This is a genomic window from Desulfuromonadaceae bacterium, from assembly GCA_019429445.1.
Classification (GTDB): domain Bacteria; phylum Desulfobacterota; class Desulfuromonadia; order Desulfuromonadales; family JAHYIW01; genus JAHYIW01.
Genome location: JAHYIW010000011.1, coordinates 28,507 through 49,061 on the forward strand (window position 1 = coordinate 28,507; position 20,555 = coordinate 49,061).

The 20,555-nt window shown below is 56.8% G+C and carries 20 protein-coding genes; 14 read left to right on the forward strand and 6 right to left on the reverse strand.

The genetic code is table 11. From position 1 onward, the window contains the following. Positions 1–288: 288 nt before the first annotated feature. A complete protein-coding gene (locus K0A93_05775) occupies positions 289–606 on the reverse strand; it encodes a cytochrome c (GenBank protein ID MBW6511613.1) in 318 nt (105 codons plus the stop codon). Positions 607–756: 150 nt separating this feature from the next. Between K0A93_05775 and aroF the strand changes: the two genes are divergently transcribed. After that, the gene (aroF, locus tag K0A93_05780) at positions 757–1,761 is read left to right on the forward strand and encodes a 3-deoxy-7-phosphoheptulonate synthase (protein MBW6511614.1); all 1,005 of its coding nucleotides are present in this window, start codon (positions 757–759) and stop codon (positions 1,759–1,761) included. Here aroF and K0A93_05785 read toward each other — a convergent pair. Further along, positions 1,758–2,651, reverse strand: coding sequence for a metallophosphoesterase (locus K0A93_05785; GenBank protein ID MBW6511615.1), 894 nt, complete (start codon positions 2,649–2,651; stop codon positions 1,758–1,760). The genes aroF and K0A93_05785 overlap by 4 nt on opposite strands. Positions 2,652–2,804: 153 nt before the next feature. Between K0A93_05785 and K0A93_05790 the strand changes: the two genes are divergently transcribed. Genes K0A93_05790 through K0A93_05805 form a run of 4 tightly spaced genes read left to right on the forward strand, consistent with a single transcriptional unit; the run spans position 2,805 to position 8,111 of the window. Then, positions 2,805–3,998 carry an FprA family A-type flavoprotein gene (locus tag K0A93_05790; GenBank protein ID MBW6511616.1) on the forward strand — a complete coding sequence of 398 codons (1,194 nt, stop codon included), beginning with the start codon at positions 2,805–2,807 and terminating at the stop codon, positions 3,996–3,998. Between the two features lie 10 nt (positions 3,999–4,008). Next, entirely contained in the window at positions 4,009–6,207 is a 2,199-nt protein-coding gene (gene priA, locus K0A93_05795; protein MBW6511617.1) for a primosomal protein N', read from the forward strand. 25 nt (positions 6,208–6,232) lie between these two features. Continuing rightward, positions 6,233–7,495 (forward strand): MltA domain-containing protein, encoded by a 1,263-nt coding sequence (locus K0A93_05800; GenBank protein MBW6511618.1) that lies wholly within the window; start codon positions 6,233–6,235, stop codon positions 7,493–7,495. Positions 7,496–7,505: 10 nt separating this feature from the next. Further along, positions 7,506–8,111, forward strand: a complete 606-nt coding sequence (locus K0A93_05805; GenBank protein ID MBW6511619.1) for a YqgE/AlgH family protein — start codon at positions 7,506–7,508, stop codon at positions 8,109–8,111. Positions 8,112–8,122: 11 nt separating this feature from the next. On the opposite strand, the gene K0A93_05810 is transcribed toward K0A93_05805, so the two are convergent. Next, on the reverse strand, positions 8,123–8,518 hold the full coding sequence (locus K0A93_05810; protein MBW6511620.1) for a phage holin family protein: 396 nt from the start codon (positions 8,516–8,518) through the stop codon (positions 8,123–8,125). 86 nt (positions 8,519–8,604) lie between these two features. After that, positions 8,605–9,315, reverse strand: a complete 711-nt coding sequence (ubiE, locus tag K0A93_05815; GenBank protein ID MBW6511621.1) for a bifunctional demethylmenaquinone methyltransferase/2-methoxy-6-polyprenyl-1,4-benzoquinol methylase UbiE — start codon at positions 9,313–9,315, stop codon at positions 8,605–8,607. Positions 9,316–9,478: 163 nt separating this feature from the next. Between ubiE and K0A93_05820 the strand changes: the two genes are divergently transcribed. The 9 genes from K0A93_05820 to K0A93_05860 all read left to right on the forward strand — a co-directional run bounded on the left by K0A93_05820 (position 9,479) and on the right by K0A93_05860 (position 17,274). Beyond that, entirely contained in the window at positions 9,479–9,895 is a 417-nt protein-coding gene (locus K0A93_05820; protein ID MBW6511622.1) for a (deoxy)nucleoside triphosphate pyrophosphohydrolase, read from the forward strand. A 127-nt stretch (positions 9,896–10,022) separates the two neighbouring features. After that, the gene (locus K0A93_05825) at positions 10,023–10,277 is read left to right on the forward strand and encodes a type II toxin-antitoxin system Phd/YefM family antitoxin (protein MBW6511623.1); all 255 of its coding nucleotides are present in this window, start codon (positions 10,023–10,025) and stop codon (positions 10,275–10,277) included. 3 nt (positions 10,278–10,280) lie between these two features. Continuing rightward, a complete protein-coding gene (locus K0A93_05830) occupies positions 10,281–10,547 on the forward strand; it encodes a type II toxin-antitoxin system RelE/ParE family toxin (protein MBW6511624.1) in 267 nt (88 codons plus the stop codon). Positions 10,548–10,856: 309 nt separating this feature from the next. Then, the gene (locus tag K0A93_05835; GenBank protein ID MBW6511625.1) at positions 10,857–11,078 is read left to right on the forward strand and encodes a hypothetical protein; all 222 of its coding nucleotides are present in this window, start codon (positions 10,857–10,859) and stop codon (positions 11,076–11,078) included. Further along, complete coding sequence (locus tag K0A93_05840) at positions 11,051–13,390, forward strand: DEAD/DEAH box helicase family protein (GenBank protein ID MBW6511626.1); 2,340 nt, start codon at positions 11,051–11,053, stop codon at positions 13,388–13,390. Before K0A93_05835 ends, K0A93_05840 begins: the two co-directional genes overlap by 28 nt. Before the next feature lie 92 nt (positions 13,391–13,482). Continuing rightward, a complete protein-coding gene (locus tag K0A93_05845; GenBank protein MBW6511627.1) occupies positions 13,483–13,803 on the forward strand; it encodes a KilA-N domain-containing protein in 321 nt (106 codons plus the stop codon). A gap of 32 nt (positions 13,804–13,835) precedes the next feature. Then, positions 13,836–14,219 carry a GxxExxY protein gene (locus K0A93_05850; GenBank protein ID MBW6511628.1) on the forward strand — a complete coding sequence of 128 codons (384 nt, stop codon included), beginning with the start codon at positions 13,836–13,838 and terminating at the stop codon, positions 14,217–14,219. Positions 14,220–14,292: 73 nt separating this feature from the next. Beyond that, positions 14,293–16,326, forward strand: coding sequence for an N-6 DNA methylase (locus K0A93_05855; protein MBW6511629.1), 2,034 nt, complete (start codon positions 14,293–14,295; stop codon positions 16,324–16,326). Positions 16,327–16,980: 654 nt separating this feature from the next. Continuing rightward, entirely contained in the window at positions 16,981–17,274 is a 294-nt protein-coding gene (locus tag K0A93_05860) for a hypothetical protein (protein MBW6511630.1), read from the forward strand. A 1,135-nt stretch (positions 17,275–18,409) separates the two neighbouring features. On the opposite strand, the gene tolB is transcribed toward K0A93_05860, so the two are convergent. Both tolB and K0A93_05870 read right to left on the reverse strand, forming a co-directional pair. Then, positions 18,410–19,684, reverse strand: coding sequence for a Tol-Pal system beta propeller repeat protein TolB (tolB, locus tag K0A93_05865; protein ID MBW6511631.1), 1,275 nt, complete (start codon positions 19,682–19,684; stop codon positions 18,410–18,412). Between the two features lie 29 nt (positions 19,685–19,713). Beyond that, a complete protein-coding gene (locus K0A93_05870; GenBank protein MBW6511632.1) occupies positions 19,714–20,553 on the reverse strand; it encodes a TonB C-terminal domain-containing protein in 840 nt (279 codons plus the stop codon). Positions 20,554–20,555: the final 2 nt, after the last annotated feature.

The following is a 20,555-nucleotide window of genomic DNA, read 5'->3' on the forward strand; positions in this document are numbered from 1 at the left end:
CCATCTAGCCTTCCTTATACGCCGCTGAAGGTTGTGGTGCAATCTTTTATCTATAATAAAAATTATCGCAATCAGAATTATGCCCGTTAAAATCTCGAATGAACCCTTCAAACGTTATAACTGATCTATTTTTATTATAAAAAACGAGGTAAGGATGATGAAAAAATATTATTCCGGTGATTATTAACCATATAACGCACAAAACCACAGAACAGTTTAACTAAAAAATCAGACGGCTGGCTCCTTGGGAGAAGCTGAAGACGCCTCCGCCTTTCATCTCGGGACAGCTTATTTCAACGTCGTTAAATAATGAACCAGGGCATCAATTTCCGCTACCGAGAGATGCCGCGAATCAGGCATCGCTGATCGCGGCAATTTGGCCGCCGGATATAACAACTTTTGCCGAATTTCATCGGCTGTCAAGCGCTGGCCGACAAATTTCAGTTCGACACCGAGCGTTCCGCCAGGCTGATTGATGGCATGGCACCCCAGGCACCCTTGCGACAGAATCAGCTCACGCGCCACCACATCCTCTCCTCCCCGCGCGGTGGACCACCCTCCCAACAGCAACAGCAGACCGATTATGACCACCCTGCGACAATGCATTGCTTTGACCTCCATGGACCGTGTCCCGCCCTGAAACCTGACTGCAACCGAATCGCGGGGAAAGGCGCCGATTCCGGTTGAATTATCACCAGCTGCCCGCTAAACTGGGTCGCCATCGGAACAAACGGCCCATCCACAGGAGGATTTTCCATGCTGATTGTTATGCATCATAGTGCCACCGCCGCCCAAATCGACCGCGTTGAAAAATCTGTCCGCGCCATGGGGCTGCGCCCCGAACCGATTCCGGGCAGTCTGCGTACCGCTATCGGGGTTCTCGGCAACCAGGGGTACGTGGACGATGCGACGATCCGCGACCTGCCGGGGGTGCGCGAGGTCATTCATGTCAGCAAACCGTACAAACTGGTCTCTCGCGATTTTCACCCCCAGGCGACGATTGTCAAGGTCGGCGCGGTTGAAATTGGCGACAACTGTCCGCCGGTGATCATGGCGGGGCCATGCTCGATTGAAAATGAAGAGCAGATGCGCGCCGCTGCGGTCGGGGTTAAAGCCGCCGGTGCGCACCTCCTGCGCGGCGGAGCATTCAAGCCACGGACCGGTCCCCACTCCTTTCAGGGACTCGGCATCGAGGGGTTGAAACTGCTGCGCCAGGCCGGTGACAGTGTTGGCATGCCGGTGATCACCGAGGTGATGCGTATCGAACAACTTGACGCCGTTTGCGCCAACGCCGACATGCTCCAGATCGGCGCGCGCAATATGCAGAATTTTGATCTGCTTAAAGAAGTTGGCAAGCTGCGCCATCCGGTCTTGCTGAAGCGTGGCATGAGCGCGACGATCGAGGAATTTCTGGCGGCGGCGGAGTATATCGTCGCCGAAGGAAATGACCAGGTCGTGCTCTGTGAACGCGGTATCCGCACCTTCGAACGCGCCACCCGCAACACCCTTGATCTGTCTGTCGCCACGCTCGTTCGTGAACTCTCCCACCTGCCGATTATCGTCGATCCGAGCCACGCCACCGGCGTTCGCTCACTGGTGCCGGTGATGTCAAAGGCAGCGCTGGTCGCCGGGGCTCATGGACTGATGATTGAAGTCCATCCCGATCCGGCCAAGGCCTTGTGCGATGGGGCCCAGAGCCTGACGATCGAAGGCTTTACTGAATTGATGGAGCAGTTGCGTTCCTTGTCCGCGGTCCTCTAGCCGGCGGATTTTGATCGTTCCGCATCCGCCCCGACCAACCTGATCAGAGTGATTTCCGGCGGGCAGAAAAAGCGCGCCGGGAGACCGCTGGTGCCGATCCCCCGGTTCACGTAAAGGGGGGTGGCGTGCGCCCCGACCTGGTAATTTCCGGCCACGAAATCACCGCTGTACATCGGCAGATGGAGCGGCGGCAGACCGGGCAGACGCACCTGCCCACCGTGGGTATGCCCACAGAGGATCAAGTCCCAGCGCTTATCCAGCAGATGATGATCGAAAGCCGGAACGTGTGACAATAGCAGGTTGAGTCGCCGTGGATCAATCTGCGCCTGCAGCCGTTTCAGGTGGTTCGCCAAAGACGGGTAATCGAGCCCCGCCAACGACAGGGGGATTCCGGCCACCGTCAGATCGATGCGTTCATTGATCAGCAACGTTACCCCCGCCGCAGCAAAGCGCTGGCGCAAATTTTCCCCCTCCAGACGTGACCAGTATTCCCAGTTCCCCTGGACGCCATAGACGCCCTGCGGTGCGTGCAACAGTTGCAAAAAACGCATGACCCCGGCAAGATTACGCTTCTCTTCCAGGTAGTCACCGGTCAGCAAAACAGCATCGACACCCAGCGCATTGACCTGTGCCGCGACCTCCCGGTGATAGCGGTTAACCGTCTGGATATGCAGATCGGACAGCTGTCCCAGACGCACCTCCACACCGGCAGGGAGCTTGGGGCTGACGAGCAACTGTTCCTCGACGACTGCGTGGCGCGGTTCGTACCACAAGCCACGGACGCCGACACCACTACCGAGAAGTGTTAAAAAACCGGCCGAACGGCCGAGAAATCTCCGCCGCTCCGGAAGGTCAGGAAGGTTTTCGGAATTTATTTCGTCATGGTGCATGCGTTGCTCCGGTGGCGCTGGTCACGTACCCCGCCCCGGCCAGCGGAAAAAACAGCAGAAGGCGCTCTGCACTTGCGCGCAGTGAGTGATCGGCGCTATACTTCATTGACTTGATTATGCCGTGCTTCCCCCCCTTGAACAAGGAGATAGTTGATGGATGCCTCGCAAAAGATTGTAGCTGATGTTCACTGGGTCGGTGTTAAAGATCGCGACCTGAAGATTTTTGATGACCTTTTTCCGACCCACAACGGCACCACCTACAATGCCTATCTGGTCCGCGGAAAAAACAAAACCGTACTGATCGACACCGTCAAGGAACCGTTCAGCGCCGAATTTTTCAGCAAGGTCGGCGAGCATCTCGCTCTGGAAAAAGTCGATGCGGTGATCATCAACCACACCGAACCGGATCACTCCGGGGCACTCAACGCCCTGCTCGATAAAAACCCGGAACTGGTCGTTTATTGCTCACGACCGGCAGATAATTTTTTACGCCAGTTGCTCAATCGCGATTTCACCAGTTGCGTTATTGAAGAGGGTGGGGAACTCGACCTCGGCGGCAAAACCCTGCGTTTTTATCTGGCGCCCTCACTGCACTGGCCCGACACAATCTTCACCTATCTGGTCGAGGACGAACTCCTCTTTTCGTGTGATGCGTTCGGTGCGCACTATTGCTCAAGCAAACTGTTTGATGATGAAATTGCTGATTTTTCGGCCGATTTTTATTTTTATTTTGACTGTATCATGCGCCCGTTCAAAGACAAGGTGCGCGAAGCACTGGCGAAGATCAGCGACCTGCCGATCCGTATGATTTGTCCATCTCACGGCCCGATCCGGCGTTCGACGTATCAGGATGCCCTTAATTCTTACCGTCGCTGGTCCGCCGCGCCCCCCATCGCCAACCGTCCCAAGGCTCTGCTGGCGATCCTTTCCTCTCACGGTAATACCCGCAAGATGGCGGCGGTCGTCCGCACCGAGCTTGAAGCACGCGGGATCGAAGTAAACGAGTTTGCGCTCAGTACGATGCGCGACGACGATTACCGCAATGCCCTTGAAGAAGCGGATGTCCTGGTTATCGGCACCCCGACGATTCAGCGCGACGCGCCGCCGCAAGTCTGGCACGCTCTGACGCTGATTTCAGCGGTGCACCCGAAGGTAAAACGCGCCGCCGTGTTCGGCTCCTACGGCTGGAGCGGCGAAGCGACCAAAATGATTGAAGAACGTTTGCGCGGGCTCAAGTATACGCTGGTGACCGACGGGCTCTCGTTCCGCTTTACCCCGACGACCGCCAACCTCGAAGAGTGTCGTCAATTCGCCAGCCGCATCGCCGCAGTCGTCCTTCAAGACTGACTGACCGTGCATGGCTAAAACAATGATCGCCGCTGTCGCCGTGGTCGCCCCGCTGCCGCAGCTGCTTGACTACCGGGTCCCCGAGCAATACAGCGCCCGACCGTTGATCGGGGTGCGTTTTCGGGTGCCGCTCGGGCGGCGTAGCGCCGTCGGTTTCGTCATGACGCAGCGTGAAGGCTCTGCTGAGGGACTCAAGGAGCTGATCGAGCCACTTGATGAGCAGCCGCTCTTCCCTCCGATCATGGGGGCATTCCTGCTGCGCGCCGCCGACTATTACCGTCATCCCCCTGGCGAGGTTCTGCATACGGCCCTGCCGGTCGGACTCGGTGGGCGCGGCAAAACCGTTGCGCCGATCACCGAGAAATCGTACCACTTTGTTGCAGGGCAAACGCTGCCCGGTGGCGAAAAACAGCGGACGATACTCGAATTTATCCGTCAGCACGACCGACCGACCCCGCTCACGCTGCTACGCGAACACTTTGGAGCGCCCCACGCCGCACTGCAACGGTTGACCGAACGTGGATTGCTGCGTGTCTCGGTCACCGAGCGGAATCGCGACCCCTTTACCAGCCATCCGCCTCCGGCTGATCGGCCGGTCACACTGAACAACGATCAGTGCACCGCAATCGGTCGCATCGAAGCGGGGCTGGTGACCGATACCTTCACCCCGCTGCTGTTGCATGGCGTGACCGGAAGCGGCAAGACCGAAGTCTATCTCAACGCGGTACTCACCACCCTGAAGCGGAAGAAGAGCGCTTTAATCCTCGTCCCGGAAATCGGACTGACGCCGCAGTTGGTCGATCGCTTTCGTGCCCGGCTGCACGGCCTGGACGTCAAACTCGCCGTCCTCCATTCCGGTCTCGGCGACGGCGAACGGTTTGATGCCTGGCGGGCTATCGCTCGTGGCGACGTTGCGGTGGTCATCGGTGCACGTTCGGCGGTCTTCGCGCCACTGGTCAACCCCGGCATCATCATTGTCGATGAGGAGCATGAGAGCAGCTACAAGCAGAGTGACGGCTTCCGCTACCACGCGCGGGATCTGGCCCTGCTGCGCGGGCAGATGCAGCAATGTGTGGTTGTCCTCGGCAGCGCCACGCCGAGCAGCACCTCCTATCAACGAGCCACCGCCGGACCGGTTGAACTCCTTGAACTCCCGACGCGGATTGCTGATCGCCCCCTGCCGCAGGTGGAGTTGATCGATCTGACCGTCCACCGTCCCGAACACAGCCTCAGTGAACCGCTGATCACCGCCCTGGAAGAAACGCTGGCGCGCCGCGAACAGGCGCTTCTGCTCCTTAATCGCCGCGGCTTCGCTCCCTATCTGCTCTGCACCGATTGCGGCCGCACCTGGCGTTGCCCCAATTGCGCAATCACCTTAACCTATCATCGTCAGGCCCGCCAGCTGCGCTGCCATTATTGCGATTATCATCAACCTCCGATCGACATTTGTCCCGACTGTCAGGGGACGGAGTTGATCCCGGACAGCGCGGGCACCGAACGGCTGGCGGAAGAGCTTCAGGAACGTTTCCCGGCGGCACGCATTGCGCGAATGGATCGCGACACCACCACCCGCAAGGGCGCGCAGGCGGCGATTGTCCGCGCGATGGAGCAAGGTGATATCGACGTTCTGATCGGCACGCAGATGATTGCCAAGGGACTCGACTTTCCCGATGTGACTCTGGTCGGTATCCTCGGGTCTGATGCCACCCTCAATCTGCCTGATTTTCGTGCCGCCGAGCGCGCCTTTGCGCTCTTCACCCAGGCCGCCGGGCGCGCCGGGCGCGGCAGCACTCCCGGCCGGGTGTATATTCAAAGCTACGCGACCGAACATTATGCGCTGACCTGTTCCGCCGGGCACGACTACCGGAGTTTTTTTGCGCTGGAAAGCGCGGGACGCGAGGAACTCGGTTATCCACCGTTCGGCCATCTGATCAACCTGGTTCTGTCTTCGCCGGATGTCAAACAGGTTGAGACCGCCGCCACGCAGCTCGCGCAACGCTTGCTCGCCGCCGCTGAAGCGGTCGAGGTCCTCGGCCCGGCACCTTGCCCGCTGGGGCGGTTGCGTGGCCGCTGGCGTTACCAGATTCTGCTCAAAAGCGCCAGTCGTCCACGTTTGCGCCAACTGCTCGACCGCTGCGAACCGTTGGGGCGCGCGCTCCCTTCCGGGGTCCGGCTGGCGGTCGACGTTGACCCGATCGATATGCTATAATTCCCCGCCCTTGATAAAGAAGCAGATGGCAGTCTCGCCCTTAACCTTGAGGATTTTTTTAGTGTCTTTGTATTTTTCCCCCCGTTTACCGTTGCTCGCCCTGTTGACCCTGCTCGTCGCCTGTACTCCGTCCTGGCCCCCTCCCTCGCCGCCATCGTTGCCGGAAATCGCGCGCCCTGAACCGCCCCCCCCGAAAACGGTCGCTCCTCCCGCTTTGCAACCGGTCGACTGGGACGCGCTCGACGGCTGGGCAAGTGATGCGCATGACGATGCGTTACAAACCTTCCTCGTCAGCTGTCGCCCGTTGCGTTTTCGCGCCGTCTGGCAAGACGTCTGTGCCCGTGCGCGGGAGATAGCCGAGAAGGATCGCGCCGCCGCCCGGTTATTTTTTGAACAGGAATTCACCCCCCACCGCGTGGTCAATCCTGACCGCAGCACCAGCGGGCTGATCACCGGCTACTATGTTCCTGACCTGGATGGCAGTCGGCACCGTTCACCAACCTATGCCTATCCTCTCTATCGCACGCCCGAGGATTTGCTGGTCATCGACCTTGACGAGGTTTACCCCGAACTCGACCGGATGCGCCTGCGCGGCCGGATCGAAGGGCGGCGCGTCGTCCCCTACTGGCAGCGGAGCGAAATTGATACGCCAATCGCGCCGCTCGCCGGACAGGAACTGGTCTGGGTCAACGATCCGGTTGAACGCTTCTTTTTGCACATTCAAGGTTCCGGCAGAATCAATCTTGATGATGGTACCCAGATTCTGGTCAACTACGATGACCAGAACGGGCACCCTTATCGTTCTATCGGCAAACTGCTGATCGAGCGCAACATCATGACCCGCGACCAGATGTCAATGCAGAATATCCGCTCCTGGGCCAGCAAAAATCCGCTGGCGGCACAGACGCTGCTCGCCGAGAATCCGAGTTATGTTTTTTTCCGCGAACTTGACGCTGATTTTACCAGCCCGCCCGGCGCTCTCGGTGTCCCCCTGACCGCGCGCCGCAGTCTGGCGGTCGATGCACATACGATCCCGCTCGGCGCCCCGGTCTACCTCGCCGCCACCTGGCCGGATCGCGATGCTCCCTTGCAACGGCTGATGGTCGCCCAGGATACCGGCGGCGCGATCAAGGGCGCGGTGCGCGCCGATTTTTACTGGGGGATTGGCGATGAAGCCGGTTTCTACGCGGGACGGATGAAACAACCGGGGCGACTTTGGGTGCTGCTACCGAACGCGCTGGCCGCAACCCCGGCAATGGCGGATGAAGAGGGGGAAGAGGAAAAGTGAGGACGAGACGATGACACGAGTAAACTGTTGGCCGCTACTGTTGTTGCTTCTGACGTTGACCTGTGCAGGGGCCACCGACAGCCATGCCCTCGAAGCGGCGACCGGACGACTGTTGCTGGCGAGTAACAAGATTAACGATTCGCGTTTCAAGGAAACGGTCATCCTGCTCACCGGACACGAACACGGGAGTATGGGGATCATCCTTAACCGCCCCACCGGCCTGAAACTGGCGGAGGTCCTGCCTGAAGTTGACGAGGTTCGGGGCCGCCCGACGATCTTTTATTTCGGCGGCCCGGTCGACAAGCAACAGGTACTCACCCTGCTCCGCAACGGTGAACGGCGGGACAACTCCAGCCAGGTTGTCGGCCGCACCGGCTTAAGTGATCTCAAATCGGTGCTGGATCGTTTTGACGATGAACAGATTGATGCCAAGCTGCGTGTCTATCTCGGCTATGTTGGCTGGGCACCGGGACAATTGAACAAGGAAATTGTCCGTGGGGACTGGCTGGTAATCGCGGAAGACGAAATGGCCATCTACGATCCGCTGCCCCGGACTCTGTGGACGCGCTTGTGGCAAAAATATACGCAGGAAATGACCGGACAGGAGAAGGAATAACTGGTTGGCAGTCAGGGCTCCCAGCGGTTGCCGCGCCGCCGCATTTCGATCACTTCCATCGTGCCCTGATCGTTAATCATCGCATTGAGTAGCCAGCTGACCAGGCTGATCACCAGCGAACCGGCCACCGCCGACCAGAAGCCGTGCACCACGAAACCGCGGCTGACCCCTGAAGTCATCAGCAACAGCACGGCATTGATGACAAAGGTGAACAGCCCCAAAGTGAGAATATTCAGCGGCAAGGTAAAGAGCAGCAGGAGTGGTCGCAGCAGGGCGTTGAGTACGCCGAGAACTGCGGCGGCAAAGATCGCCGCAACCGGGCCATGGATTTCAATCCCGCCAAGCAGCCAGGCGGCGGCCATAATCGCCAATGTTTGAATAATCCAGCGAATCAATAATCCGCGCATAACCGTCCTCCCCGTGTTCATACACCTTTAATCAGTATCACACGCAAAGTAAAGGGGTGGCAGCGCATAACTGATCAGCAAGGCCATCAGGGGCAAACGCCGATGTAGACCGTTGCAATTCCGAAAGTCAGATCAAAATGGCGGACATCAACGAAACCGGCTGTCGTCAGCATTGCCTTGAACTCGCTGCGGGCGGGAAATTCGAGGACCGAATCGGGCAGGTAGGTGTAAGCCCCGCGATTTGAGAAGAGCCCGCCAATCAACGGCAGCAGCCGACGGAAATAGAAGTAGTAGAGGACACGAAAGAAGCGGCTGGTCGGGGTCGAGAATTCGAGGATCACCACCCTCCCTCCCGGCTTGAGAACCCGACGCATTTCGTTGAGCCCGGTCTGACGTTCAACCACATTGCGAATTCCGAAAGCAATCGTCACCCCATCAAATACCCCGTCCGGGTGGGGCAGGGCTTCGCACGGCGCGTTGGCAAAAACGATGCGATGGGCAAAGGGGGATGCGGCAACTTTTTGCTGCCCACGAACCAGCATCCCCTGGGTAAAATCGGAACCGACAATCACCACGCTGGCCGGGGTTCGCTTGGCAATTTCGATCGCGACATCGCCCGTCCCGGTCGCAATGTCGAGCACCCGCCCGTGTTCAGGGATACGCAGACGCCCGACGGCAAAAGATCGCCACGAACGGTCAATCCCGAAGGACAGCAGCCGGTTGAGAAAATCGTAGCGCGGGGCAATGGTGTCGAACATATCGCGAATGCCGCGCCCTTTGTCAGTAAGTTTGTACATCAGTCTCTTTCGCTGGGCAGAAAATGTTGACGCAGATGCATCGATTTATTAGCATATCGCCTTGACGCTGTCAGTAAAAAACCAGTGCGGCGCGCGACCGCCATCGAACCCGCTGAGCGCCAACCATGTCCCGCGCCCGGCGCCCTCCTTAACAAGGAACACCATGCCACCGCTGAGGAACACCATGCCACCGCTGATTGTTATTGCCGCTGTTCTGCATCACCGCGACACCGTCCTGATCACCCAGCGGCGCCCCGCTTGCCGTCTGGCGGGAAAGTGGGAATTCCCCGGCGGCAAACTTGAGGATGACGAGTCGCCGCAGGATGGCCTCAAGCGAGAAATTCGCGAAGAACTCGGTATTGAAATAACCGTGGGGGAAATTTTTGCGGTCAGCTATCACCGCTACGACTGGGGAACCGCGTTGATTCTTGCCTATACCTGCCAGCCGCTGTCGCTGGCGATCAAGAATCTCGAAGTGGCCGATCATCGCTGGGTAACGCCGGCAGCGATTGATGCGTTTGAGATGCTTCCCGCCGATGAGCCGATTGTGCGCAAATTACAGCACATTGGGGGGGATTAGAGAGCCTTGCGCATAACGTTCAAACTCACTTGCCGCAAGGAAACTCAGCGTTGCTCAGGGAATTCCTTGACAGCAGACCAGCGACTATGTACCATTTGTACATAAAGTACATAGTGGAGGTATTGCCATGCACAATACAGTGACTACAGCCGAAGCCAGAAAAAAGCTTGCCGAGATCGTCAACAAGGTAGCGTACGGAAAAGAGCCCGTTGTGCTGACCCGTCGAGGGGAGGAGATTGCGGCCCTGATTTCCATGGAAGAACTGGAGTTACTTGAGCTTATTGAAGACCATATTGATATCGAAGATGCAAAAAAAGCCCTTGCTGAACGAGGAGAAAACATCCCTGCGGAAAAAGTTTGGCAAGATTTGGGGCTTATCTGATCCATGAAATATTCTGTTGAGTTCAGGCCCGCTGTCCTGAAGAGCCTCAAACAGCTGCCCAAGAAAGACCTGCAACGGGTCAAGAAAAAGATTGACGAAATAGCCGAGAATTTGCCTGAGCCTGCGACAACCAAAATGAAGGGAGGCCATTCTTTTCATAAAGTACGATCTGGTGATTATCGGATAATTTACGAAATTCATGGTGAACGGCTTGTCATCCTTGTCGTAAAAGTTGGTCACCGGAAAGATGTATATAAAAAACTCCTGTAGCATCCCTTTCTGCACGACGGAGAATATTTAAAAACAAAAAGGATCGGGAAGATTTCCGGCAACGCCTGGAGAAGTCATTTCTGGAAACCAGAATTGTCAGTTATGCTGTTGCCGGAGGTGAACCACTTGCCCTGACCAACAATTTTAATCTGCAGGATTGAAGTTGTTGGGGTTTTTGAGAGTGCCCTTTCAGAGCGTCCCCCCTTCCAGTTTCACCACCCCCTCTTGATTTATCTTCAACCTCTTCAGAAAAAGTGCTAACCTCCCAAGTGTTTGATTTCGATGAATTCTTGACGCAAGGGGGAATGCGTGTCAGCTAAAGAAGCTACCGCAAGAATCAAGATCAACAAACTGCTCGAAGGGGCGGGTTGGCGATTCTTTCCAGAGGGGGCCGCTTCTGCCAACATTCGTCTTGAGCCTGGTGTCATCCTCAAAACAACCGACCTCGACACCCTTGGCGACATTTCGAGGAAGTCGACAAGAAGGGATTTGTCGACTTTTTATTGCTCGACACCAAGGGCTTTCCGCTGATTGTCCTCGAAGCCAAGGCCGAGGAGAAAAACCCGTTGGTCGGCAAGGAGCAGGCGCGCAAGTACGCCCGTTCTCTGAATTGCCGCTTCGTTATCCTCTCCAACGGTAATCTGCACTATTTCTGGGACCTGGAGCGCGGCAACCCTTACGTCATCACCTCGTTTCCGACTCCCGATTCGGTCACCGGCTACCAAAAGGTCACGCCCAACCCGCAACGCCTCATCGAGGATCAGGTCGAGGCAGACTACATCGTGCTGACGCAACGCCCGAACTATCAATCGGAAGCGGCGTGGTGCAATGAGGTCGAACGGCCCGATTTCATCCAGGTCAACAAGTTGCGCTTTCTGCGCCCTTATCAGTTGAAAGCCATCCACGCCCTGCAACACGCGGTCAAGGAAGGCAAAGATCGATTCCTCTTCGAGATGGCCACCGGCACCGGCAAAACCCTCACTGCCGCCGCCGTCATCAAGCTCTTCCTCCGCTCCGGCAATGCCCGGCGTGTGCTCTTCCTGGTTGATCGCCTCGAACTTGAGGATCAGGCCAAGAAAGCCTTCGCCACCCTTCTCTGTGCCGATTTTCAGACAGTCATCTACAAGGAGAACCGCGACGACTGGCGGCGGGCGGAGATCGTCGTCACCACCGTGCAGTCGCTCCTTTTCAACAACAAGTACCAGCGGCTCTTCTCGCCGACCGATTTCGATCTGGTCATCTCCGACGAGGCGCAACGCTCCATCGGTGGCAACGCCCGCGCCGTCTTCGATTACTTCATTGGCTACAAACTTGGCCTCACCGCCACGCCGCGCGATTACCTCAAGCGCTTCGACAAGACCAGCCCCACGACCCGCGACCCGCGCGAGGCTGAACGCCGACTGCTGCTTGACACCTACCGCACCTTCGGCTGCGACAGCGGCCAGCCGACCTTTCGCTACTCCCTGCTCGACGGGGTCAAGGATGGCTACCTGATCAGCCCGACGGTGGTGGATGCCAGGACCGAGGTCACGACGGATCTGCTTTTTGAGGAAGGTTTTGTGGTCGAATTCAAGGACGATACCGGGGAGGACCAGCAGGAAGTCTACAAACAGCGCGAGTTTGAAAAACGATTCTTCTCCGAGGCGACCAATATGGTCTTTTGTAAGGCTTTTCTGGATAACGCTCTGCGCGACCCGGTCAGCGGAGAGGTCGGCAAGGCGATCATCTTTGCCGTCAGTCAACATCATGCGGCCAAGCTGACGCAGATCCTCAACCTGATAGCCGACCGCATGTTCCCCGGCAAATACCAGTCTGACTTCGCCGTGCAGGTGACTTCGCAGATTTCCGACGCCCAGCAGTTCACCATCAACTTCGCAAATAACAACCTGCTCGGTTCCGGTAACGTCCTGCCATCCTACAAGACCAGCAAGGTGCGAGCTTGCGTCACTGTCGGTATGATGACCACCGGCTATGATTGCCCGGATATTTTGAACATCGGGATGTTCCGTCCGATCTTCTCGCCGACCGACTTTATCCAGATCAAGGGGCGCGGCACCCGCAAGCACAACTTCCTCGAACAGCTGTTCGACGCGGGGATCAAGGAGACGGTGAAGGAACCCCATAAAAGGGCCTTCAAGCTCTTCGACTTCTTTGCCAACTGCGAATACTTCGAGACCGAGTTCGATTACGACGAGGTCCTCAAACTCCCCAAGCCCAAGGATAAGGGCGAAGATGGAGGGGATCCGCCGCCGTACGCTGAGACCTACGAGCACCTTGGTTCTGACATCCTGGCCGGCATCAAGGAAGAGATGATCGGCCTGGACGGGATGAGGATCGACCGGATGTTCTTCGAGAAGTTCGAAGAGGTCGTGCTGGAGAACGACTTCATCGCCCAGGCGGTCGAGGACGGCCAGTGGGATCGGGTTATCGACTACGTCAACCGCGAGGTCTTTGACAAGCCGAACGAGTACTACACCCTCGACAAACTGCGTAAGGCGGCTGCTGTCGACCGTCGCCTGACCTTGCGTGAGATTCTGGAGAAAGTCTTCGGCCTGATTCCGCGCTTCAAGTCGAAAGATGAACTGCTGGAAGAGGAGTTCGCCAAGTTCGTCGCCGACGTCAAGCCCGAAGAGGCCGCTGCGATCCCGGCGATCAAAACCTACTTCAAGGCCTACGTCACCAGCGACCAGGTGCGTCACATCATCGAGAGCAAGCACTTCACCGATCTGGCGACCAACCCGGTCTTCTCCTCCAACGATTTCCGCGCCGTGCCGCCGAAATACCGCACCTATGTCCCGGAGTACGTCAAGGATTACGTCTCACTAAACCAGTTTGCGGCATAATTCTGTGCGCTCATAACAATGCGATGCTAAATTCGGCAAATTCGATATATTTGAACCCTTTGAATTCGAGGGGTTTGAGGAGCACAAATGTCATGGCTAAGGAAAAGAGAAGCACACTCGAGGTTCAGGGGTTGGCGATCGCCATCATTAGCAAACATAACCAGGATTATATCTCCCTTACAGATATCGCCCGGCATCGGGATTCACAAGAGCCTTTTTCGATCATCAATAACTGGATGCGCACCCGGAGCACGATTGAATTCCTTGGGCTTTGGGAAACGCTGAACAATCCGGATTTTAAACCTATCGAATTCGAGAGGTTTAAAAGTGAAGCCGGCAGTAACTATTTTGTCCTCTCGCCGCAACGGTGGATCGACGGCGATCAAACAGCTCAAGTGATGACCATGCCATGAACATGGATAAACAGGATGCTCAGGATAAAAGCTTGAAGCATGAGCAGATTACCAGCAGCGTAATTGGTTGTGCTTTTGAAGTCATAAATGAACTTGGCGCCGGTTTTCTTGAGTCTGTTTATGAGAAGGCCTTGCTTCTTGTCCTGCGACAAAAGGGCTTGGCGGCCATCACTCAGCATCCTGTTAAGGTGATGTTCAGGAACGAGTGTGTGGGAGACTTTTATGCCGATATTATTGTTGAGGGGAAGGTCATTGTTGAGCTCAAGGCAGTAAAGGCGATTGCGCCCGAACATCAAGCTCAAATTGTCAATTACTTGAATGCCACGGGGTTCGAAGTCGGCCTTCTCATCAATTTTGGCTGCCAAAAACTCGAATATAAGCGCTTCACCAGGAGCAAGGGCATTAAACATGGATAGACAGGATGTTCAGGGTTGTATGTTCGCCTTTTATCCTGCTTATCCAGTCCATCCATGTAAATAAAGGAATCGAATGTTAGACACTGATACCAAACGCCGCATCGACACCGCCCGCGACATCCTCGTCGGTAAAGTCCCAGACCCAAAAAGCCAGGTCGAACAGATCACCATCGCCCTGATCTACAAATTCATGGACGACATGGACGCCGAGAGCGAAGAGTTCGGCGGTCAGCGCAAGTTCTTTACCGGTGACTTCGCCCGCTACGGCTGGGCCAAGCTCATGCACTCCGGCCTCGGCGGGCACGAGACCTTGAACCTTTACGCCGAGGGGATCACCAAGATGCCGGAGAATCCCGGCATCCCGCTGCTGTTTCGCGACATCTTCAAGAACGCCTATCTCCCTTATCGCGACCCGGAGACGCTGCGCGCTTTTCTCAAGATCATCGACGAGTTCAGCTACGACCACAGCGAGCGCCTCGGCGATGCCTTCGAGTATTTGCTTTCGGTCCTTGGTTCGCAGGGGGACGCCGGGCAGTTTCGCACCCCGCGCCATATCATCGACTTCATGGTCAAGGTCCTTGACCCGAAGAAGAACGAAACCATCCTCGACCCGGCCTGCGGCACCGCCGGCTTTTTGATCTCTGCGTACAAACACATCCTGGCGACCAATACAACCCCTCCCCAGCCCTCCCCTTATCAAGGGAGGGAGTCAAGCCTCCCCCCTGACAAGGGGGGATTGAGGGGGGTTAGCACCCTGACCCCGGACGACAAGGGGCGACTCGCCAAAAACTTCAAGGGCTACGACATCTCCCCCGACATGGTGCGCCTGTCGCTGGTCAACCTCTACCTGCACGGTTTCGCCGATCCGCACATCGTCGAGTACGACACCCTGACCTCCGAGGAGCGTTGGAACGAATTCGCTGACGTCATCCTCGCCAACCCGCCCTTCATGTCGCCGAAAGGGGGGATCAAGCCGCACAAGCGTTTTTCCATTCAGGCCAAGCGCAGCGAAGTGCTGTTCGTCGACTACATGGCCGAGCACCTCACCCCCAACGGTCGTGCCGCGATCATCGTGCCGGAGGGGATCATCTTCCAGAGCCAGGGCGCCTACAAGGAGCTGCGCAAGCTGCTGGTCGAAAACTCTCTCGTCGCCGTGGTCTCGTTGCCGGCGGGGTGTTTCAACCCCTACTCCGGGGTGAAGACCTCGATCCTTATTCTCGACAAGTCCCTCGCCAGAACCGCCGAGACCATCGCCTTTTTCAAGGTCGAGAACGACGGCTTCGGTCTCGGCGCCCAGCGCCGCACCATCGGCAAGAACGATCTGCCGCAGGTCCAGGCCGAACTCGCAGCCTACCTTCAAGCCCTGCGCAACAGAGTGGCCACCGAGTCCATCCTTTCCACCTCGTCCACCGCCCAGATCGTGCCGAAAACCAAGATCGCCGCGAATGGGGATTACAATTTGAGTGGGGAGCGGTATCGGGCGGGGGTAACGAGCAATCATGCCTACCCGCTTGTATACCTTGGTGAGGAATGTCTTTTCCGAGTGGATAGCGGAGGCACGCCGAAGTCTAATTTCGAGGAGTATTGGGGCGGCGGTATTCCTTGGGCAACGCTCGTTGATTTGCCAGCAACCGATTTTATCTCACAAATCACCACGACCAAACGGACGATTTCCGAAAAAGGGCTGCGTGAATCGTCAGCAAAGATGATTCCGGCAAACTCGGTCATTGTCTCGACCCGTGCGACCATTGGGCGCATCGCCATCAACCGCGTACCCATCGCAACAAATCAAGGTTTCAAGAACGCCGTGATTGAAGATTCTGCGCGAGCGGTGCCGGAATATGTGGCGCTCGCACTCACCAAACTTGTACCGACGATGAAGGCTTGGGCAACGGGCGGAACGTTCGCAGAGATTTCCAAATCCAAGTTCTGCGAACTCCAGATCCCCCTGCCGCCGCTGGAGGTGCAGAAGGAGATCGTTGCGGAGATAGAGGAGCGCCAGCACGAGATTCCTCGGCTCAAGAGCGCAATCGAAAATGAAGAGAAGAAGATCCAGACCACCCTGGCGCGGGTCTGGGGGGAAGAAGAGAAAGGTGACCCACAATGACCAGGAATAAATCAGGGCGGTGCCCCTATTAATTTATCAATCGCAATTGTTCACCATGTGCTCGACCAGGAAAACACACGCATTCAACAAAAAAGCCGCGCGTATGATCTGTACTGTACAAATCATATGCGCGACTTGTGTCGTTACTATTTGCATCACGGTAATATGGACAGATCGTAGGCTGGGCACGGTCCAGCACCGGCAATCTGGTGGCGGTGCCCACCCTGCGGAACTTTATGCCACACCTCGATCTGTACGGCTTGACGCCCCCCGTAGTCATTCATCCTGTGATGATCCAGGCAATTGAGTGGCGGAGAATATTTAGAAAAAAGTTTGGGAAGATTTCCGGCAACGCCTGGAGAAGTCATTTCTGGAAACCAGAATTGTCAGTTATGCTGTTGCCGGAGGTGGACCACTTGCCCTGACCTGACTAACAACTTTAATCTGCAGGATTGAAGTTGTTGCGTTTTGTAAGAATGTCCCGCCTTTTATTTGAGCGTCCGGTAGTTGCTGCATAAGGAGCTTCTGGATGCGTGCGAAGATGTGCAGGACTTTCGTAGAATTTTCCAGCGTCGACAAAGAAGACTTGACCCACACGGTACCGGAGCGGTATCACTGTGAGGAATGCACACCAAACAAAGGGGGGGCAATCCTGTGGAGAAAGATCATTTGACGATTATTCTGGAAGATATCAGCAGCAAATTTGACCTGGTTCTCGAAGGGCACGAAGTCCTGCGCCAGGAGATTCGCGAAGTGCGCGAGGAGTCGAATGCCCGACACGACCATACGGCATTTCTACTCTCGGCACTGAACGACAAGATCGATTCCGTCGAGTCGCAGCTTGGTAAAAAGATCGATGCCGTTGCCCACGACCTTGCCGACCACCGCAAGGATACCGAAGCGCACGGGACGGTATGGCGGATCAAAGAGCGCGGCGAAGAACCCTGAACCGCAAAGCCAGCGAACCACCCATCATGGCGGCCCGTGTTTTTGCGTAACTGCTGCCAATCATTTTCGCCCGTGGGGCAATGCCAATTAAATAAACTATCCCCGGAAGCACATGAAGATTGAACCATAAACCGGCGGGGTTCGTCCCGCCAGCCGACATTCTTTTGCCCGGCAGCAAAAGGATGCAAAAGTGCCTGCGCTCGCAGCGGGCATGGTGGTCGCGTATCTCTGTGATTTCTATAAAGGTCACGAGAAGAGACAATATGCTGCTCATTTGCACCGGGACGGGGCCTTTTCTTATGGGGCCCCGTTGGCGTTGAAAATTGCTATAGCCGGGTTTCATGGTGGCTTCAATATAGCATTCATTATTTACAACGGAGATGCCGAACGGCACGGGGCGAAAAGAACAGCCCCGTTAGATGCGGCAGACACGCACCGACCGTGTCTCTTGCACGAAATCATCAGAGCACATCACAGCTTGCATCCGACATGCTCCATGCAATGGCAGGCCCTTTTCTGCTTACTCTTTTGGGCCAGCAAAAGAGTAAGGCGGCTGCGGGCCGCGACCCGCGAAGTTGCTTTTCAGCTTTTATTGAAGATTGAATCATAAACCGGCGGGGTTCGTCCCGCCAGCCGACATCCTTTTGCCCGGCAGCAAAAGGATGCAAAAGTGCCTGCGCTTGCAGCGGGCATGGTGGTTTGCAATTGACCGTTAGGATCTTTTATGAGGGTGGCTGTTGCGTCGATTCTGCTTCTCTTCAACGGATGCGGCCCATCCCTCTGGGGCCGCACAGAACAAGGTCAAAGGCAAAAAAACAGGTTACATTGCGGCGTCAATATGGCGCTCCCCATTGACTACGACGCCGCCGAACGGCACGGGGCGAAAAGAACAGCCCCGTTAGACGCGGCAGATGCGCACCGACCGTGTCCCTCGTACACAGTCCCTTGAATTCCTCACCCTGCGAACCCGACATGCTCCATGCAATGGCAGGCCTTTTTCTGCTTACTCTTTTGGGCCAGCAAAAGAGTGAGGCGGCTGCGGGCCGCGACCCGCGAAGTTGCTTTTCAGCTTTTATTGAAGATTGAAACACAAACCGGCGGGTTTCGTCCCCCCCGCCGCCATTCTTTTGCCGACTTACCAGCGCGGCGACCAGGCGGGATGGCTGTAGTTCGCCCCTGGCGGAGTCAGGCGCCGGTCCCCTGAACCATCGGCGCGCATCACATGAATTGCCTTTTCTCCCGAAGCGTCTGCTGAATAGACCAGAAAGCGCCCGTCGGGGCTCCAGCGCGGGTGTTCCTTGTTCCCTGGTCCGTCGGTTATACGCCGTTCATCACCACCATCGCTGCGTACCGTGTAAATATCAAATTTACCGTTTTCCAGCCGACTGAATGCAATGCGGTCACTGACCGGGCTCCAGGCCGGGGTGACATTGTATTTTCCATCGAAGGTCAGCCGCTCGACCTTCCCGGTCGGGATATCGAGGATAAAGACGTGTGGATTGCCGCGCCGGTCGGAAACAAATGCCAGCCGATCACCGCCCGGGCTCCAGCTCGGGTCGATATCGATCGCCCAGTTGTCAGTCAGGCGTTTGCGCAGCACCCCGGACGGGCTGAGCAGGTAGAGTTCTGAATTGCCGTCATGTGACAGTGAAACCGCCAGTTCACCGCCGTCGGCGCGAAAGCGCCCGGCAATATTGAGCCCCAGACGATGAGAAATCTTCGCCTCAAAGCCGGTGTAGATTTCCTTGCGGTAAAGGTCGGGGTTGTCATCCCGATACGAGGTGAAGATCACCTCCCGCCCCAACGGTGAAAAGTCGGGGTTGAGTACCAGCGAGCGATGGTTGGTGATCTGGATCGGGTCACGCCCGTCGGTCTCCATCAGGTAGAGTTCCTTGTAGCCGGTCTGGTCGGAGATATAAGCGAGGCGGGTGTTGAACGCTCCGGCGCGCCCGGAGAGGCTTTGCAGTACCAGATCAGCGAAGGCGTGAGCCATCCGCCGCGCGTCCTGCGGTCGTCCGCGATAGCGACGCCCGGCCAGCAAGCGACCCCCGGTTACGTCATAGAGGCGTGCTTCGAGGGTCAATTCCTCGTCATCAAGCCGATAGGCCCCCTTGATGACACTCTCGGCACTCAATAGCCGCCACTGACTGAAATCGACAGCGGTGCTGGTCAGCCCGATCCGCCCGGCGTCGGACAGAAACGTCGCGCTGTCGATCAGGGTGAAGATGCCGCTCAGATCGAAATCAGAGCGCAGGGTAATGGCGACTTCCGCCGCCAGGTCGGGGCGCTCCACGCCGTCGAGTGGCAGAAAACGGGTCAAGGCCAGAGGGACAGTCTGCTGTCCCGGCTCACGCAGGGTGATGCGCGAGGTATCGGCCAGTGCTGCTCCGGCACAACTGACTAACAGCATCAATAGTAAGGCAATACGAAAAAATATCACTAGCGTCGTTTCTTGATGGTTTCAACTTCGAAAAACACATCAAACTCCTGAGGCCCTTCCAGCGGGAAAGGCAGTTTTTTTGATTTAAGGATGGCACTCTTGGCTGACTGATCAAAGATCGCGCTACCGGAACTGGCCACCAGATTGAAATTGATCAGCTCACCGGCGGCGTTATATTTGACCAGAAAATTGGCGTCAGATTCATTCCCCTTGAGTTGATAGGGGGAGAAGGTCCAGTTCTCGGTCAGATAGGCCCTGACTTTGGCAACCAGTTCGGCACCGCCATCCTGTCCCCCTGACTCTGGAGTTGCAACCGGCGCGTCGAGTCCGGCCTTGAGCTGCGCCAGCTTGTCCCTGATCACGGCGATATCGTCCTGGGCCTGTTGTTGCTGCAACGCCTCGATCCGCTTTGCGACCGCACTCAAATCGCGTTCGCTGGGGCGCGGCGGAGTTGTTGGCAGCGTAACCGCCGGTGGTGCAGGCTTGACCGGTACCTTCCTGGCTACCGGCTTTGCAGGCGGTGGGGGGAGCGGTAGCGGTTCAACCACCGGTTTCGGTGGCACCTTTTGGGGGGTCGGTTCGACCACCGCCGGTGCGGCCTGGGGTGGCTCAGCTTTGGACACCACCGGCCCCGGAGGTTTTGGGGCCGGCAAGGTCAGCAGATCGACGTGGTAAATATTCTGCAGTGGTGCAACCCGAGGGAAAAAACTGTTATTTCCGAAGACCAGAAAAACCAGCAGGTGCAGGCCGAGGGACACCAGCAGCATCCTCCCGAAACCGGAATTTCGGGAGTGACTGATGCCGCTGCGGCGAAAGTTATTTTGCGTCTTTACGGGCATGC

What these genes read in the sequence shown, in the direction of transcription:
- K0A93_05845 (MBW6511627.1), top strand. Translation starts at nt 13,483, where the DNA reads ATGGCTAAGGAAAAGAGAAGCACACTCGAGGTTCAGGGGTTGGCGATC.
- tolB (MBW6511631.1), bottom strand. Translation starts at nt 19,684, where the DNA reads ATGCTGTTAGTCAGTTGTGCCGGAGCAGCACTGGCCGATACCTCGCGC.
- K0A93_05830 (MBW6511624.1), top strand. Translation starts at nt 10,281, where the DNA reads ATGAAATATTCTGTTGAGTTCAGGCCCGCTGTCCTGAAGAGCCTCAAA.
- K0A93_05855 (MBW6511629.1), top strand. Translation starts at nt 14,293, where the DNA reads ATGTTAGACACTGATACCAAACGCCGCATCGACACCGCCCGCGACATC.
- K0A93_05825 (MBW6511623.1), top strand. Translation starts at nt 10,023, where the DNA reads ATGCACAATACAGTGACTACAGCCGAAGCCAGAAAAAAGCTTGCCGAG.
- K0A93_05805 (MBW6511619.1), top strand. Translation starts at nt 7,506, where the DNA reads ATGACACGAGTAAACTGTTGGCCGCTACTGTTGTTGCTTCTGACGTTG.
- K0A93_05870 (MBW6511632.1), bottom strand. Translation starts at nt 20,553, where the DNA reads ATGCCCGTAAAGACGCAAAATAACTTTCGCCGCAGCGGCATCAGTCAC.
- K0A93_05820 (MBW6511622.1), top strand. Translation starts at nt 9,479, where the DNA reads ATGCCACCGCTGAGGAACACCATGCCACCGCTGATTGTTATTGCCGCT.
- K0A93_05775 (MBW6511613.1), bottom strand. Translation starts at nt 606, where the DNA reads ATGCATTGTCGCAGGGTGGTCATAATCGGTCTGCTGTTGCTGTTGGGA.
- K0A93_05790 (MBW6511616.1), top strand. Translation starts at nt 2,805, where the DNA reads ATGGATGCCTCGCAAAAGATTGTAGCTGATGTTCACTGGGTCGGTGTT.
- priA (MBW6511617.1), top strand. Translation starts at nt 4,009, where the DNA reads ATGGCTAAAACAATGATCGCCGCTGTCGCCGTGGTCGCCCCGCTGCCG.
- K0A93_05800 (MBW6511618.1), top strand. Translation starts at nt 6,233, where the DNA reads ATGGCAGTCTCGCCCTTAACCTTGAGGATTTTTTTAGTGTCTTTGTAT.
- K0A93_05810 (MBW6511620.1), bottom strand. Translation starts at nt 8,518, where the DNA reads ATGCGCGGATTATTGATTCGCTGGATTATTCAAACATTGGCGATTATG.
- aroF (MBW6511614.1), top strand. Translation starts at nt 757, where the DNA reads ATGCTGATTGTTATGCATCATAGTGCCACCGCCGCCCAAATCGACCGC.
- ubiE (MBW6511621.1), bottom strand. Translation starts at nt 9,315, where the DNA reads ATGTACAAACTTACTGACAAAGGGCGCGGCATTCGCGATATGTTCGAC.
- K0A93_05785 (MBW6511615.1), bottom strand. Translation starts at nt 2,651, where the DNA reads ATGCACCATGACGAAATAAATTCCGAAAACCTTCCTGACCTTCCGGAG.